The organism is Burkholderia ubonensis, assembly GCF_902833085.1.
Classification (GTDB): domain Bacteria; phylum Pseudomonadota; class Gammaproteobacteria; order Burkholderiales; family Burkholderiaceae; genus Burkholderia; species Burkholderia ubonensis.
Genome location: NZ_CADFEB010000005.1, coordinates 1 through 14,442, shown reverse-complemented (window position 1 = coordinate 14,442; position 14,442 = coordinate 1). Strand labels below are relative to the sequence as shown.

General features: G+C 64.7%; 15 protein-coding genes. 9 read left to right on the top strand and 6 right to left on the bottom strand.

The window, feature by feature from the left end:
- Positions 1 to 30 precede the first annotated feature (30 nt).
- Positions 31 to 984 carry a LysR family transcriptional regulator gene (locus HWX31_RS14550; protein WP_174965669.1) on the bottom strand — a complete coding sequence of 318 codons (954 nt, stop codon included), beginning with the start codon at positions 982 to 984 and terminating at the stop codon, positions 31 to 33.
- A gap of 466 nt (positions 985 to 1,450) precedes the next feature.
- On the opposite strand from HWX31_RS14550, the gene HWX31_RS14545 reads away from it, so the two are divergent.
- Together HWX31_RS14545 and HWX31_RS14540 are read left to right on the top strand one after the other, a co-directional pair.
- The gene (locus tag HWX31_RS14545) at positions 1,451 to 2,872 is read left to right on the top strand and encodes a M20 family metallopeptidase (protein ID WP_174965668.1); all 1,422 of its coding nucleotides are present in this window, start codon (positions 1,451 to 1,453) and stop codon (positions 2,870 to 2,872) included.
- Between the two features lie 67 nt (positions 2,873 to 2,939).
- A complete protein-coding gene (locus tag HWX31_RS14540) occupies positions 2,940 to 4,226 on the top strand; it encodes an MFS transporter (RefSeq protein ID WP_174965667.1) in 1,287 nt (428 codons plus the stop codon).
- A 74-nt stretch (positions 4,227 to 4,300) separates the two neighbouring features.
- Here HWX31_RS14540 and HWX31_RS14535 read toward each other — a convergent pair whose 3' ends face one another.
- Both HWX31_RS14535 and HWX31_RS14530 read right to left on the bottom strand, forming a co-directional pair.
- Positions 4,301 to 5,353, bottom strand: a complete 1,053-nt coding sequence (locus tag HWX31_RS14535) for an NADP(H)-dependent aldo-keto reductase (protein WP_174965666.1) — start codon at positions 5,351 to 5,353, stop codon at positions 4,301 to 4,303.
- 133 nt (positions 5,354 to 5,486) lie between these two features.
- A complete protein-coding gene (locus HWX31_RS14530; protein ID WP_174965665.1) occupies positions 5,487 to 5,924 on the bottom strand; it encodes a PaaI family thioesterase in 438 nt (145 codons plus the stop codon).
- A 169-nt stretch (positions 5,925 to 6,093) separates the two neighbouring features.
- On the opposite strand from HWX31_RS14530, the gene HWX31_RS14525 reads away from it, so the two are divergent.
- Together HWX31_RS14525 and HWX31_RS14520 are read left to right on the top strand one after the other, a co-directional pair.
- Positions 6,094 to 6,579 carry a winged helix-turn-helix transcriptional regulator gene (locus HWX31_RS14525; RefSeq protein ID WP_174965664.1) on the top strand — a complete coding sequence of 162 codons (486 nt, stop codon included), beginning with the start codon at positions 6,094 to 6,096 and terminating at the stop codon, positions 6,577 to 6,579.
- Positions 6,580 to 6,862: 283 nt separating this feature from the next.
- Positions 6,863 to 7,486 carry a phospholipase D family nuclease gene (locus HWX31_RS14520; RefSeq protein WP_042583954.1) on the top strand — a complete coding sequence of 208 codons (624 nt, stop codon included), beginning with the start codon at positions 6,863 to 6,865 and terminating at the stop codon, positions 7,484 to 7,486.
- A gap of 126 nt (positions 7,487 to 7,612) precedes the next feature.
- On the opposite strand, the gene HWX31_RS14515 is transcribed toward HWX31_RS14520, so the two are convergent.
- Both HWX31_RS14515 and HWX31_RS14510 read right to left on the bottom strand, forming a co-directional pair.
- Positions 7,613 to 7,840, bottom strand: coding sequence for a hypothetical protein (locus HWX31_RS14515; RefSeq protein WP_059758248.1), 228 nt, complete (start codon positions 7,838 to 7,840; stop codon positions 7,613 to 7,615).
- 309 nt (positions 7,841 to 8,149) lie between these two features.
- Positions 8,150 to 8,623 carry a VOC family protein gene (locus HWX31_RS14510; protein WP_174965663.1) on the bottom strand — a complete coding sequence of 158 codons (474 nt, stop codon included), beginning with the start codon at positions 8,621 to 8,623 and terminating at the stop codon, positions 8,150 to 8,152.
- A gap of 305 nt (positions 8,624 to 8,928) precedes the next feature.
- Here HWX31_RS14510 and HWX31_RS14505 point away from each other — a divergent pair, with 305 nt between their 5' ends.
- From HWX31_RS14505 to HWX31_RS14495, 3 genes are all read left to right on the top strand, one after another.
- Positions 8,929 to 9,939: a lysozyme inhibitor LprI family protein gene (locus HWX31_RS14505; RefSeq protein ID WP_174965662.1), complete on the top strand. Its 1,011-nt coding sequence runs from the start codon at positions 8,929 to 8,931 to the stop codon at positions 9,937 to 9,939.
- A gap of 144 nt (positions 9,940 to 10,083) precedes the next feature.
- Positions 10,084 to 10,371: a DUF1330 domain-containing protein gene (locus tag HWX31_RS14500; RefSeq protein ID WP_059617309.1), complete on the top strand. Its 288-nt coding sequence runs from the start codon at positions 10,084 to 10,086 to the stop codon at positions 10,369 to 10,371.
- Between the two features lie 420 nt (positions 10,372 to 10,791).
- Positions 10,792 to 11,064, top strand: coding sequence for a hypothetical protein (locus tag HWX31_RS14495; RefSeq protein WP_059654203.1), 273 nt, complete (start codon positions 10,792 to 10,794; stop codon positions 11,062 to 11,064).
- A gap of 561 nt (positions 11,065 to 11,625) precedes the next feature.
- On the opposite strand, the gene HWX31_RS14490 is transcribed toward HWX31_RS14495, so the two are convergent.
- A protein-coding gene (locus tag HWX31_RS14490; RefSeq protein WP_088505890.1) for an IS5 family transposase occupies positions 11,626 to 12,383 on the bottom strand; the annotation gives its coding sequence in 2 pieces (ribosomal slippage) (positions 11,626 to 12,068 and positions 12,068 to 12,383; 759 coding nt in all).
- 260 nt (positions 12,384 to 12,643) lie between these two features.
- On the opposite strand from HWX31_RS14490, the gene HWX31_RS14485 reads away from it, so the two are divergent.
- Positions 12,644 to 13,456, top strand: coding sequence for a 2OG-Fe(II) oxygenase (locus HWX31_RS14485; RefSeq protein ID WP_174965661.1), 813 nt, complete (start codon positions 12,644 to 12,646; stop codon positions 13,454 to 13,456).
- A gap of 69 nt (positions 13,457 to 13,525) precedes the next feature.
- Entirely contained in the window at positions 13,526 to 14,092 is a 567-nt protein-coding gene (locus HWX31_RS14480) for a site-specific integrase (protein ID WP_244143748.1), read from the top strand.
- Positions 14,093 to 14,442 lie beyond the last annotated feature (350 nt).

Below are 14,442 nucleotides of genomic sequence, written 5' to 3'. Positions count from 1 at the left end.
CGCGGCGGTGCGGATGGGTGGATCGGGCGATTATCTCACGCGGCGGCCTCGCGGGCGTCGCGCGGGGGATGGCGCGGCTCGCGTCGCCGTGATCGCGTCGACCAGATGATCGCGAAACGCGCGCACCGACGCCGGCAGGTCGCGCCCCGCCATCGTCTGGATCTGGATGCTCCGCTCGCCCAGTTGAGGATCCGTCAGCGGCACGACGACGAAGCCGTCCGCCTCGCAGCGGTCGCGCACCGACAGCAGGCCGGCGAACATCACCGCGCCCGTATGCTGCGCGTAGCGGTACATCACCGCGGTGTTGTTGCTCGTCAGCTCGGGTTCGAGCAGCAGCCCGTCGAGCGCGCATGCGATGTCGATCAACTGGCGCACGGTGGTACCCGCCTCGGGCAGCACGTGCGGATGGCGCGCGACGTCGGCAAGCGACACCGCTTCGCGCGCCGCGAGCGGATGGTCGCGCCGCACCAGTGCGTAGATCGGCGCCCGTTCGGTGTGCTCGACGCGTACACCCTTCTCCGGCGCGAGGCTGAAGGTCAGCGCGAGATCCGCATCGCCGTCGCGCACGCGCCGTGTCGCATCGGCCGGCGACACGACCCACAGCGAGAAGTCGACGCCCGGGTGACGCGCCTTGAAGCTCGCCAGCACGCCCGGCAGGAAATCGATCGCGAAGCCTTCCGTGCACGCAATCTTCAGCAGGCTGCCGTGCAGCGCGTCGAGGCCGCCGATCTCCTTCATCACGTGTTCCGCCTCGAGCAGGCTGCGCTGCGCGAAGCTCAGGAGCCGCTCCCCCGCCTCCGACAGCGCCATCCCGCGCGGACGGCGCTCGAACAGCGGCGCGCCCAGCTCGCCCTCGAGCTTCGCGATCTGCCGGCTGACCGCAGATACGGCGACGTGCAGCCGCGCGGCCGCGTCGCTGAGCGAGCCGGTGCGCGCCACTTCGACGAAATACCGCAGCGCGAGGCCATGCAGGAATGCCGCCATCGTTCGGTCCCCCCAGGGCCTGTTCCCGCTAATAACGGGCTTGCGAACGTGCCTTGCCGGTCGGAGTGCAAGGAGGAAGGAGCGCCGTTTGGCCGAGCCAAACAAGCGACGCCCGACGCCGCAATACGGCCGGCAAGGCACGTTCCCGTGATTAAAAAAATTCATTTGTGGGGCTGGCCGCCAGAAGGGCCGATCGCCGCGTCATGCTCCTTGCGAATACGCCCGGTATTCGCTTCGTCCCATTCCTCGCGCTCGGCCCTTCTGGCGGCCGGCGCAAGCCCGTTATTAGCGGGAACAGGCCCTGGGCCGTCGCTGGCCGTTCTGCCTTGCCTTTTCGGCAAAGAAAGGTTCGAAATTCGATGATTGTGACAAAAAAAACGGCTTCCTAGAATCGATCGCACTTCGGGTCGCCGGTACGTGCGCCCCGCCGCCCGACCGCTTCGCATCGGATCAGAGGAGACCCGCCTTGAGCCGTACCGCCGCCATCCAGCACGCGCTGAACCAGTTCGAATCCGGCGCGTTCTTCGCCACCCTGAGCCGCCGCATCGGGCTGCGCACCGAAAGCCAGGAAAGCAGCTCCGCCGCCGCGCTGCGCGCGTACCTGACCGACGAGATCGCGCCCGAGGCCCGGCGCCTCGGCTTCGCCACCCGCATCGCCGACAATCCCGTCGACGGCGGCGGGCCGTTCCTGCTCGCGTCGCGACACGAGGACGACGCGCTGCCGACCGTGCTGATCTACGGCCACGGCGACGTCGTGCGCGGCTACGACGCGCAATGGCGCGCGCCGCTGTCGCCGTGGGCGCTGACCGTCGACGGCGACCGCTGGTACGGCCGCGGCAGCGCCGACAACAAGGGCCAGCATTCGATCAACCTCGCCGCGCTCGCGAGCGTGCTGGCCGCGCGCGGCGGCCGGCTCGGCTTCAACGCCAGGCTGCTGATCGAGATGGGCGAGGAAACCGGCTCGCCCGGCCTCGACGCGCTGTGCCGCCGCGAACGCGACACGCTTGCGGCCGACGTGCTGATCGCATCCGACGGGCCGCGCATCGCCGCCGAGCGGCCGACGGTATTTCTCGGCTCGCGCGGTGCGGTCAACTTCAAGCTGAGCCTGCGTGCGCGCGACGGCGCCCATCATTCGGGCAACTGGGGCGGGCTGCTGCGCAATCCGGCGATCGTGCTCGCGCATGCGCTCGCGAGCCTCGTCGACGCGCGCGGCGCGATCCGCGTCGACGGCCTGCGCCCGCCGCCGATCCCCGCCACGGTGCGCGACGCGCTCGCCGATCTCGCCGTCGGCGGCGACTCCGGCGATCCGGCGCTCGACGCCAACTGGGGCGAACCGGGCCTCAGCCCCGCCGAGCGCGTATACGGCTGGAATACGCTCGAAATCCTCGCGTTCAAGGCCGGCAACCCCGAGCATCCGGTCAACGCGATCCCGCCCGCCGCGTATGCGCACTGCCAGCTGCGCTTCGTCGTCGGCACCGACTGGCAAGCGCTGCACGCCCACCTGCGCGCGCACCTCGACGCGCACGGCTTCGCCGACGTCGGGATCGACGTCGAGCGCGGCGCGCCCGCGACGCGGCTGCCGCCCGACGATCCGTGGGTGCGCTGGGCGGTCGCGTCGCTCGCGCGCACGACCGGCAAGAAGCCGGCGATCCTGCCGAACCTCGGCGGCACGCTGCCGAACGAAGTGTTTGCCGACACGCTCGGCTTGCCGACGCTGTGGGTGCCGCACTCGTATCCGGCGTGCGCGCAGCATGCGCCTGACGAGCACCTGCTGGGCAGCGTCGTGCGCGAAGGACTCCAGATGATGGCCGGGCTGTTCTGGGATCTAGGCGACGCCGCCCCGCCCGTGCGCCGCAAGGCGCCCGACACCGCCTGCGCCGGCGCTTGACGCGCCGCCGCGGCGAAACCTTCACGCATCGCCTGTCGTTCCCACCTTCAACGGACACGCTGACACGATGAACACCACCACCCTCACCACGCCGGAAGCCGTTCATCCCGGCGCCGCGAAAATGCGTCGCCTCATCCTCGCGGCGTCGATCGGCAATGCACTCGAATGGTTCGACCTGATCGTCTACGGCTTCTTCGCGGTGACGATCGCGAAGCTGTTCTTCCCCGCGACGAGTGAGGCGACCTCGCTGCTGCTCACGCTCGGCACCTTCGGGCTGTCGTACCTGATCCGGCCGATCGGCGGCCTCGTACTCGGCGCGTACGCGGACCGCGCCGGGCGCAAGGCGTCGCTGCTGCTGTCGATCGGGATGATGATGGGCGGCACGCTGCTGATCGCGACGATGCCGACCTACGCATCGATCGGCCTTCTCGCACCGCTCGGGATCATGCTGTCGAGGCTGATGCAGGGCTTCTCCGCGGGCGGCGAATTCGCGAGCTCGACCGCGTTCCTCGTCGAGCACGCGCCGCAGCGGCGCGGCTTCATGTCGAGCTGGCAGTTCGCGAGCCAGGGGCTCGCGACGCTGCTCGCGTCGGGTTTCGGCGCGCTGCTGACGGGCACGCTGACGCCCGCGCAGCTCGAGACCTGGGGCTGGCGCGTGCCGTTCCTGTTCGGGCTCGCGATCGGGCCGGTCGGGCTGTACATCCGCCGCTACGTCGACGAAGGCGTCGAGTTCCGGGCGCAGGCCCGCTCGGAGGCGCCCGTGCGCGAGCTGTTCGCCGGCCAGAAGACGCGCGTCCTGCTCGCGATCGGCGTGCTCGTGATCTCGACCGCGGTGAACTACATGGTGCTGTACATGCCGACCTACGCGATCAAGCAGCTCGGCCTGCCCGCGTCGACCGGCTTCGCGGCGACGCTCGCCACCGGCTTCATCCTCACGCTCTTCACGCCGCTCGTCGGCCACTGGTCCGATCGCGTCGGGCGAATCCGCGTGATGACGGCCGCGGCGCTGCTGATGCTCGTCACGGTCTGGCCGACGTTCGCGTGGCTCACGCGTCACGCGTCGTTCTCGACGATCCTCGCCGCGCTGATCTGGATCGGCTTGCTGAAGGCGATGTACTGCGGCGCGCTGCCCGCGCTGATGGCGGAGCTGTTCCCGGCGCAGACGCGCGCGACCGGCCTCGCGGTCAGCTACAACACGGGCGTCACGCTGTTCGGCGGCTTCGCGCCGTTCGTGATCACGTGGCTCATCAGCACGACCGGCAACCGCCTGTCGCCGGCGCTCTACCTGATGGGTTGCGCTTTGCTGAGCCTCGCGGCGCTGTTCGTCGCGCGCACGCGCCTGCGGATGCGCTGACCGGCACGCGCTGCACACCCTGCACGGACGCGCGGCCCGCCGCGGCGACGCACGCCGCGCGGGCCGTCCGTCGTTTACGGCGCGGGGTTCGGCTGCCGTTCGTGCAGCGCGTCGATCTCGGCGAGCATCTCGTCGGACAGCCTGACGTCGACGCTGGCGATGTTCTCCTTCAACTGCTCGAGCGACGTCGCGCCGATGAGGTTGCTGGTCAGGAACGGCCGGCTGTTGACGAACGCGAGCGCGAACTGCGCCGGCGACAAGCCGTGCCGCTTCGCGAGCGCGACATAGCGCGACGTCGCCTCGACCGCCTGCGGCTTGCTATAGCGCTGGAAGCGCTCGAACAGCGTGATGCGCGCGCCGGCCGGACGCGCGCCGTTCTCGTATTTGCCGGACAGCCAGCCGAACGCGAGCGGCGAATACGCGAGCAGGCCGACGCCTTCGCGATGCGTGAATTCCGACAGCCCGTTCTCGAAGGTCCGGTTCAGCAGGCTGTACGGGTTCTGGATGCTGGCGATGCGCGGCAGCCCGAGCTTCTCGGCCGCGCGCAGGAATTGCGCGACGCCCCACGGCGTCTCGTTCGACACGCCGATCGCGCGCACCTTGCCCGCCTTCACGAAATCCGCGAGCACCGCGAGCGTCTCCTCGATCGGCACCGTATACGCGTCGTCGATCCACGGATACGCGGGACGGCCGAACGTCGTCGTGCTGCGGTCCGGCCAGTGGAGCTGGTAGAGATCGACGTAATCCGTCTGCAGGCGCTTGAGACTGCCGTCGAGCGCCTCGGTCAGGTTCTTGCGGTCGAACTGGTTGCCCTCGCCGCGGATATGACGCGGATTGTGCGGCTGCCGCGCCGGGCCGGCGATCTTCGTCGCGAGCACGAGCCTGTCGCGCAGCGCGCGATGCTGCGCGAGCCACGTGCCGATGTACTGCTCGGTGCGCCCCTGCGTTTCGGGTTTCGGCGGCACCGGATACATTTCCGCGGCGTCGATCAGCGTGACGCCCTGCGCAATCGCGTAGTCGAGCTGCGCGTGCGCGTCGCGCTCCGTGTTCTGCTCGCCCCACGTCATCGTGCCGAGACCGATCAGGCTGACTTCGATGCCCGAATCGCCAAGTGTGCGGTATTCCATGCTGTTCCTGTCGCGTCGGTGGAAAGCAGGAACGCTATCACATTGAAAAGTTCGCTTCAGAAGGGCCGCGCGGCGGCCTACATCCGGCCTGCGGCGGCAGGTTTCGGTTACGGCTGCCGCGTCGGCTCCGGCGTCACTGCGGCCGCTGAATGAAGCAGGTCGCCGACGCGTGCGCGACGATCTTGTCGTCCGGCGTCTTCAGCGTGCCTTCGGCAACGCCGAGCGAGCGCGACAGATGAATCACACGCCCTTCCGCGATCAGTTCGACGTCGCGCGGCACCGGCCGCAGCATCTTCACATGCAGGTCGACGGTTCCGTAGCCGACACCTGCGTCGAGCATCGAATGCACCGCGCAGCCGGTGACCGAATCGAGCACCGTCGCCGCGAAGCCGCCGTGCACGCCGCCGAGCGGGTTCAGGTGCCGGCCGTCCGCGCGCGCCGAAAACTTCACGTAGCCGAGTTCGACCTCGAGGGGCCGCATCGGCATGGTCTCGGAAATCGACGCGAGCGGCACATCGCCCACCGCGGCGGCACGCAACAGCGCGATACCGGACATCGAAAGCGGATTCATCGGTTCGTCTCCTGACTGAAAGCGCGTCGCCGCGCCAGTAAGTTCCAAATTAGAACTGATTATTCATGGCGAGAACCCTGCTGTCAACGCTGGTACCGCCCGATCCTTCCGAGGGTCAGTTCTATAATCGAACCCGCCAATACGCTGAACCGACTGACGAGACTCGACGATGAAATGGGATGACATCGGCACGCTGAACTGTTCGGTCGCCCGCACGCTCGCCGTGCTCGGCGACCGCTGGACCATGCTGATCCTGCGCAACGCTTTCCTCGGCTGCCGCCGCTTCGATGCGTTCCAGGCCCAGCTCGGACTGACCCGCCACGTGCTCGCCGAGCGTCTCGCGCGCCTCGTCGAAGACGGCGTGCTCGTCAAGCGCGCGTACCAGGAGCGTCCGCCGCGCTTCGAATACCGGCTGACCGAGAAAGGCCGCGACCTGTACCCGGCGCTGCTCGCGCTGATGGCCTGGGGCGACCGCTGGAAGGACGACGGCAACGGGCCGCCGCTGCAACTGCGCCACCGCACCTGCGGTCATCTGATGCATGCGGTTGCGGTGTGCTCGGCCTGCGGCGAACCGCTCGACCCGCGCGACGTGCAGCCCGAGGCCGGCCCCGGCTGGGTGGCGCCGTCACCCGAAACGGAAGCGTCCGGCGAATGATTCCCCGCGACGGCGGCTGCAAACCCGTGCGTCGCGCACCGCTTGCGCGGACGCAATCGGCTGCCGCCGCGCGCACGGTTGCAACGGCACGCGTCGCGCCGGCCTGCTTCGGCGCAAGCCGGTCACGCTGACTCGCGCGCGCACTGGCGCGCCGCACTCGCACACGCCGGCACGCCCCTGCTTGCGGCGATCGTACGCAATCCGCACGGACACAGACATGGCCGCGACCGCGCGTCTGCGTTACACTCACGGCCCTTTGTCTCAAAATCCTGCGTTGTCCACGATGTTGTCGCGAAATCGCCTTGCCGCTGTCTGCGTTGCCTCTTCCTTGCTCGTCACGCCGTACGCGGCATTCGGAAAGACGCAGACCGAGTCGCTGCTGCAGCAGGCGATCGATTTCGTGTCGCGCCTGTTGCCGGCCCCGACGCACGAGGCGCCGGCCACCCAGGTCGTCGAGTCGGCGTTCTCGCCCGACGCAGGCGCCGAAGCGCTCGTGCTGAAGGCAATCGGCGCCGCACGCAGCTCGATCCGTGTCGCGGCCTACTCGTTCACGTCGCCCGCCGTCACGCGCGCACTGCTCGCCGCGAAGCGGCGCGGCGTCAACGTGGCGGTCGTCGTCGACGACAAGGGCAATCGTGCGAAAAGCAGCAAGCAGGCGCTGAACCTGCTCGTCAACGCGGGCATTCCGACGCGCACGATCGACGTGTATGCGATCCATCACGACAAGTACCTCGTGATCGACGCCGAACACGTCGAGACCGGATCGTTCAACTACAGCGCGTCGGCGGCGGCGCGCAACTCCGAGAACGTCATCGTCGTGTGGAACAACCCGCAGCTGGCGTCGCGCTATCTCACGCACTGGCAAAGCCGCTTCGACCAGGCCACGCCGTATCGCTCCGCATACTGACGGCGCCGACGCGTAACGCGCGCCCTCACGGGCGCCGCCGCGCACGACATGGATCGATGATCGGCGACCGGCGAACGTTGCTCAACTCTGCCGAACGGCCAACGATTCGCTGCGCCGATGCGCTGGTCAATGGATCTCGCCTGACCGCCCGGCAACGACGTTGATCCGCGCTTCCAGCGCGCAGTTGCGCTTGCGCGCGTGCGCGTCGCTGGCCGGAGGCGTGACCGCGGCGGCGACGCTCATCGACGATGCGCCGCGAAGGCACGCCTCGTCTGCCGCGAGGTAGTTCTGGACCATCGGATAGATGATGTAGAGCGCAAAAGCGAGATACCCGGCGTACAGGAGACGGACCATGTTGCGTTGTCTTGAACAATAGCTTCGCTTTATTTACGGCATCGCAACGAACGACTTTAGGCGGACTGCGACGCACACGCGCGCGACATCGCACGCGCTGCTCGCGCGTGACGGACGGCGCACGAATCGTGCACGCAACCATCCTCGCTCGACCACGACGAGCTGTCGTTGCTCGAAGACCTCGCCCGCATGACCGCGCGAGATCGCCGCGTTGCATCTCGCAGCCATCGACGATCTCGCGCAGTTGACCAACCGGCTTGGCTTCGCCCTTCTCGCCCGACCCATGCATGCCCGGCTGCCCGGAACCGCTCAGCCTCCGCAGCCTGGCGCGCTGGCCATTGCGTCGCGGATCTGCTCCGGCGTCAGGTCGCGCTGATGCGTTGCGAGCGACCAGCGATGCCCGAACGGATCCTCGACCTGGCCATAGCGATCGCCCCAGAACATGTCGGCCGCCGGCATCGTGAGCTTCGCGCCGGCCGCGACGGCCTGCGCGATCGCCGCGTCGACGTCCGGCACGAACAGATGCAGGCAGACGGCCGTTCCTTTCAATGCCTTCGGTCCGAGCGCGCCGTGCTCGGGCATTTCGTCGACGAGCATCAGCGACGAATCGCCGATGGTCAGGCAGGCGTGCATCAGCTTGCCGTTCGGGGCAGGCAGGCGCACCCGCTCGACCGCGTTGAACGCCTGCCGGTAGAACTCGATCGCATCGGCGGCGCCGGCGCAGATCAGGTGCGGCGTAAGCGTGCGCATCCCTTCCGGGATCGGTTTGACGGACGTGGACATGAGCGGGCTCCTTGAGTCGGTTGTCGGATCGGAAAACGGAACGCGGCGCGCGATGCGCACGCCTGCGACCATACGACGGGCGAGCAAGCGCGAAATCGACAGACGGGCTGAAATTTTTTTCGGCGCAGTGGCGCCGCGATCTGCCGACGGTTTCGCCTGCCCGCGCCGGCCCGGCCGGCGCTATATTTCCGGCTGGCGTCGAGCGCGCGCGAAGCGCATGCTTCATCGTCTCGCTGCGTCCGGAGAGAGACGGACGGGGTCACACGGCCTGACGCGTCACCGCAACCGACAAAATGACGACCGACATGATTTCGATTCCCCTGCTCCGATCCGGACGCCTCGCCGCTTTGCTGTGCGTCGCCGCCTTGTCATGGCTGCCCGCCCACGCCGTCGCGGCCAGTTTCGATTGCCGCGCGGCGCGCACCGACGTCGAGCGCGCCATCTGCGGCGACGCGGAATTGTCCCGGCTCGACGAACGGCTCGACGATACTTATCGCGTTGCGCTCGGCCTGACCGAAGGCGAAACGCGAAACGGCGTGCGCACGACGCAGCGCGCATGGCTAAAATCGCTGCAGCCGACCAACGCGCGCGTCGACGTGCGCGCACTGAAAGACGCGTATCGACGGCGGATCGACGAACTGCAGGACTTGCCGGACTTCCCCGACGCCGTGAAAAACGGGGGCGGCAGCCGATTCCGGCTCGACGATGTCTCCACGCAGTTCGACTTCAATGTGCGGATGTACGCCGATTGCCCGACCCCGAAGGGCAAGGACAGCGAGACCTGCAATGCGCCCGGACAAATAACCGTCTACCGGAAAGGCGCGGCAAAGCCGCTGCAGACGCTCGACATGCCGATGATCTTCGCGACGCTGATGGCATCCGGCAAGCCGCTCGCCAATTCCGCCCGGCTTTACGACTATCAGGGTGTTGTCAATGTCGGCGACTTCAACTTCGACGGTCACGACGATTTCGGCGTCCAGACCGGCAACGAGGGCAGCTATGGCGGGCCGAGTTACGACGTCTACGTGTTCGATCCGAACAGCGGCAAGTTCATCCTCAATGACGCGATGAGTGAGCTGACACGGTCCTCGCTCGGTTTCTTCGACGTCGACACCAGGAACAAGCGACTCCGAACGCTCGGCAAGAGCGGATGCTGCTATCACGAAACGACCGTCTATCGCGTCGAGCGGAATCTGCCGATCGCGGTGGAACGGCATATCGAGGATGGAGCGCGCGGCGACGGCAGGATGGCGATCACCGACGAGCGTCTGGTCAACGGGAAGTGGCAGCGGAAGGTGCGCTATCTGTCGCAATAAGGACGGGTCGTGCCGGGTGCAAGCGGCAACTGCGGCTGCGGTGTACGATCGATGCCGCGATCGCGTCGCGAGTCGCGCAGCATCAGGCAGCCCGATGGCCCCGCGGTCGTCGGGTCGTTTCCGAACCGCATGAGGAGTGTAATCTTGGCGACCTATATCGTCTTCACCCTTGAAAGTACGCAGGATCAGCAGGAACTCGACATCTACCAGAGCAAGGTCGGCGCGACGCTCGCCGGCCATCCGTTGAAGGTGCTCGCAGCGTACGGCGATCAGGAGACGCTCGAGGGCGAAGGCCCGGAAGGCGTCGTGATCGTCGAGTTTCCGTCGAAGGCGGCAGCGCGCGCATGGTATGACAGCCCCGAATACCAGGCGGTCGTCCAGCATCGCTTCAAGGGTGGGCGCTATCGCGCAGTGCTGGTCGAGGGCACGTGAGCGAAGCGGCTGCCGGAGAACCGCCCAGCTTCGCATTCGCGCGAAAAAAATCCCCACGGGCCTTGAAACCGTGGGGATGTGAAAAACCGTTGAGAGACACGGTGCCCGACCGAGGGTCTTGAAGCATTTGGGTAAGGTCGGACGCCTCGAAGTTTACTGGTCCGGGGATTGCAGCCGGACACACATTTTCGCTTGCGTCGAAGCATCACAGTTCGCATGGCCGGGAATCCTGGCTGGTTGCGGTCGCAGAGCGAAAAAGGTCCCCGTGGCGTCCGAGTCACGGGGACGTCAACAACCCGCGGAGAGATGCGGCTGCGGCGCGTCATGACGTTCATCCTGCCGATACTCCAAGAGGCTAAGCGCCGCTATGCGAGAATTGAAGCCTCTGACCACTTCACCCCCATACACGGCAGGTTTCGCATGACCACGCACATCACGATCGAATTCACCGAACTGGCCGCGCACGCGGTCGGCGATCAAACCAGCACCAGCTTTTCGTACGACCAGGGTGCACATCTCCCGCAACCGGGCGACTTCGTCGAACTCGAGAATTTGCAACAGACGTTTCTCGTCATCGGCCGGGTGTTTTCGCTCAAGACCAACACGAGCGCCGTCAAACTCGTTCTTGACCTTCCTCCTCCGGATGATCAGCAGGGATTCGATCCGGAGTCTTGGGGGAAGTCGGGCGAGTGATGTCGGTGTTCGGATTGGCGATGTGTGACGTTCGGTCGTGATGGCTGGACGATCGTTGCCTTGATCGGATCAAACCCGTTATCGAATCAACGCGCTGCGGAACTCACGAAACGAGCGTTCGAGCTGACACGTAGTGGCTTTCCCTATGGGAGCCTTTCCAATATAACTCGGTCAATTGCGGGGAAACGCCAATCATCACCGTGGGTCGCCGGATGAAAAGGCCAATAGCCGGGCTCGACGGGCTGCGCGGTGCGGCAGCCCTGTTCGTTGCCTTCTACCACATGCATTTCATGCCTGCCGGGGCTCGACATAACCCGGAACGGCTATCTGGCCGTCGACTTATTTTTCGTTCTAAGCGGGCTCGTGATTGCGGGTGCGTACAGCGCGCCCCTGGCCGACGGTACCGTCGGCATCTATGCGGTTCTCTTTGCCCCGTCGGCTCATGCCGAGCCGTGCGGCTGCCGTGGTTATCCGCAGGATGGTGGCAGCAATCCGCCCTGACCCAAGCCCGGTTCCAAGTGAGCGAGCGCAGTAATCAAGCCCGCCTAGGGCGTGTTCACACTATCGCAAGCCTTCAATGATCAAGGCGAAGTTGATAAAGGCAATGAACATCACATCGAGCTTGTCAAAGCGCGAGAAGATGCGTCGAAAGCCTTTCAAGCGGCGGAACAGTCGTTCGACTTCGTTGCGACGCTTGTACATTTCGCGGTCGTACTCCCAAGGCTCAACACGTGTACGCAACGGCGGCACGACGGGAATGAAGCCAAGGTCGAGCGCGAGTTGCCGAGTTTCGTTGCCCTCGTATGCTTTGTCCATCAGGAGGTACAGCGGCCGGTTCGGCGGCCCCAGACTTTCGAGAAGTGCGCGCCCTTGCGGAGCATCGCCAGCTTGGCCGGGCGACAGAGCAAACGTTATGGCTGTTCGAGCATCCGCGGCAACCATATGAATCTTGGTTGTCCATCCTCCGCGAGATTTTCCGATGGCTTGTGGTCCGTTTTTTTTAATGCGCCGGTCCCATCAGGATGAACTTTGACGATTGTGCTATCCAGCGATACCGCTTCGATCCGGACGCGGATAATCTGCGCGCGCTGCAACTCCGTGAACACCCGGTCCAGCACACCGCTGCGGGACCAGCGGTTCATGCGCGTGTAGATCGTGTGCCAACGGCCGAAGCGCGAAGGCAAACCGCGCCACTTGCAGCCTTGTTCGGCTACGTAAAGGATCGCATTGAGCACTTGCAGGTTCGACAGACTCACATTGCCTCGTTGGCGCGGCAGGCAATGTTCGATCTGTTTGAATTGGGCTTCGGAGATTTCCATCTCCGAAGCATAACCTCAAACCAATAGTGTGAACACGCCCTAGGAGTTGAATCCGGACGCAGTCATTCACGTAGAGCGCGCCCGGAATTGCAGGGTCAACTCCATCGGCTGTGAATACGAGCTGCGCGCGCGACACAAGAAAGCGGCCGCAGGTGCGGCCGTAATTAAGCAGATCGAAGCGATACCCGAGACCGGGCGCCAAGAATCGCATGAGGGGTGTGTTATCCTCAGTTCAAACCATTCGCGAGGAAATAATCCAAATGGACAGAAGAGAAATTTCCGCTCTGTTGGCAGCAAGACTGCGAAACCGCCTATTCGCGCTTCGAAAGCAATGGGAATCAACGTCCCCCGCGAATCACTTTTATATCGACGACCTACTTCCTGCCGAAGTTGCTAATAAAATCCGCGACGCTTTTCCGGAATCATCATCATTGATGCTTCGCAAGAGCATTCGAGAACTCAAGTACGTGTCTTCGCAGATGAATGAGCACAATCCCATTCTCGAAGAGATAACCTTTGCATTCCAGCAGCCCGAAATCGTCGAAGTGATTGCGGAAATTACTGGTGTTACATCGCTTGAACCGGACGAGCATCTCTATGCCGGTGGCATCTCGGTTATGGGTCAGGGGCACTTCCTTAATCCACACCTTGATAACTCGCACGACAAAGATCGGCAGCGCTATCGCGTCCTCAATCTCCTGTATTACGTTTCGCCGGACTGGAAGCTGGAAAACGGCGGCAATCTTGAGCTATGGCCGTCGGGTCCCAAGTCACGCCCCCAAACGGTTGTCAGCAGCTTCAACCGTTTGGTTGTGATGGCAACCAATCAGCATTCGTGGCACTCCGTTTCGAAAAACGTGAGCAGCGAAAATCGCTGCTGTGTCTCGAACTATTACTTCTCCCAGAAGCCGATCGGCAAGGATGAGTACTTCCATCCAACATCGTTTCGCGGTCGCCCGGACGAGCCGATTCGAAATGCTGTTTTACAGGCCGACGCAGCGGTGCGGGGAATGATCCGGTCGGTGATCCCGCGCGGGATCAGCAAGACCAAACACGTCTACAAAAAGGACTAACCCCTAGCGTCGAGCGCGGCTCGTAGCAACACTCCGGGCGCTCCGCCGTGCGGCTGATGGCGCGGCGCGGTGAATCGTCGTCTGATGGACGAGCGCCGAAGCAGAGGCTTCATGCCACGTCGCTCTCTTGGGGGCGCTGTTCTGATTCTCGCGATCGGCCTCAACCTGCTTGCGATCGCGCCCTCGTCCGGTTCTTCCGGCCAAGTAACCGGGCTACGGACTTCGGAGATCTTCGGCCTGCAGTGGCTGAACGTAGATCTGCCGAGCAGGACAACCCTCGATGCGGAGGTGCTCGTGCGTGGCGAGCACAAGAATCGCACTCAGACGGCAGTCGCGCGCACGGCCCAATTGAACAGCCGCGCACTAAGTGCATTGAGGCGGCAGCGTGCGTTCACGGGAATTGCCGGCGCAGCAGTCTTCGACGATCCCAGGTACGACAAGCGCCGGGAGGATGAGCGGGCATTCCGCCGCAGCTTCTGGACGCCGATTCTGAAACAACTCAGGCACAGCATCGAGATTTATCTGACGACGTATGCGAAATGGGTGGATGGTGAGCAGAACGCTCTGGAGATGGCAAGGCTCAAAACGACGTTATTGTCCCCGAGTTGTCCCCCGCAAAACAAAACAGGCGCCTAAGCGCCTGTTTTGTTTGAGAATTTTTGGGTGGCTGATGAGCGGCTAGGCGCTCCGAAAATCGAGGATCACATCACATGTCCGGGAAGCCATCAGATAAGCGCTGGCTCGACTGACCATGCCTCCGTATTTGACCTGTTCAATAGGCGAACTAGACTTCGGGTGAGTATGCCTGCTGCCCCGGGGAGAAGCCATGAAACGCATCATGAAGAGTTTTCTGCTTGCCGTCGCCCTGCTGACTGTGGTCGGCGGTACCGTCGGCACCTAGTGTTCCGTCCCAAAAATAACTTTACATGGAATTGTGTTGCTCTATGATCAAGCGAAATTGAGTGGAGGTGATCATGGCGCGCAAG

Coding starts and splice junctions, on each gene's coding strand:
- HWX31_RS14515 (WP_059758248.1), bottom strand. CDS start 7,840: ATGGTCCGTCTCCTGTACGCCGGGTATCTCGCTTTTGCGCTCTACATC.
- HWX31_RS14550 (WP_174965669.1), bottom strand. CDS start 984: ATGGCGGCATTCCTGCATGGCCTCGCGCTGCGGTATTTCGTCGAAGTG.
- HWX31_RS14505 (WP_174965662.1), top strand. CDS start 8,929: ATGATTTCGATTCCCCTGCTCCGATCCGGACGCCTCGCCGCTTTGCTG.
- HWX31_RS14485 (WP_174965661.1), top strand. CDS start 12,644: ATGGACAGAAGAGAAATTTCCGCTCTGTTGGCAGCAAGACTGCGAAAC.
- HWX31_RS14495 (WP_059654203.1), top strand. CDS start 10,792: ATGACCACGCACATCACGATCGAATTCACCGAACTGGCCGCGCACGCG.
- HWX31_RS14520 (WP_042583954.1), top strand. CDS start 6,863: ATGTTGTCGCGAAATCGCCTTGCCGCTGTCTGCGTTGCCTCTTCCTTG.
- HWX31_RS14530 (WP_174965665.1), bottom strand. CDS start 5,924: ATGAATCCGCTTTCGATGTCCGGTATCGCGCTGTTGCGTGCCGCCGCG.
- HWX31_RS14535 (WP_174965666.1), bottom strand. CDS start 5,353: ATGGAATACCGCACACTTGGCGATTCGGGCATCGAAGTCAGCCTGATC.
- HWX31_RS14525 (WP_174965664.1), top strand. CDS start 6,094: ATGAAATGGGATGACATCGGCACGCTGAACTGTTCGGTCGCCCGCACG.
- HWX31_RS14540 (WP_174965667.1), top strand. CDS start 2,940: ATGAACACCACCACCCTCACCACGCCGGAAGCCGTTCATCCCGGCGCC.
- HWX31_RS14510 (WP_174965663.1), bottom strand. CDS start 8,623: ATGTCCACGTCCGTCAAACCGATCCCGGAAGGGATGCGCACGCTTACG.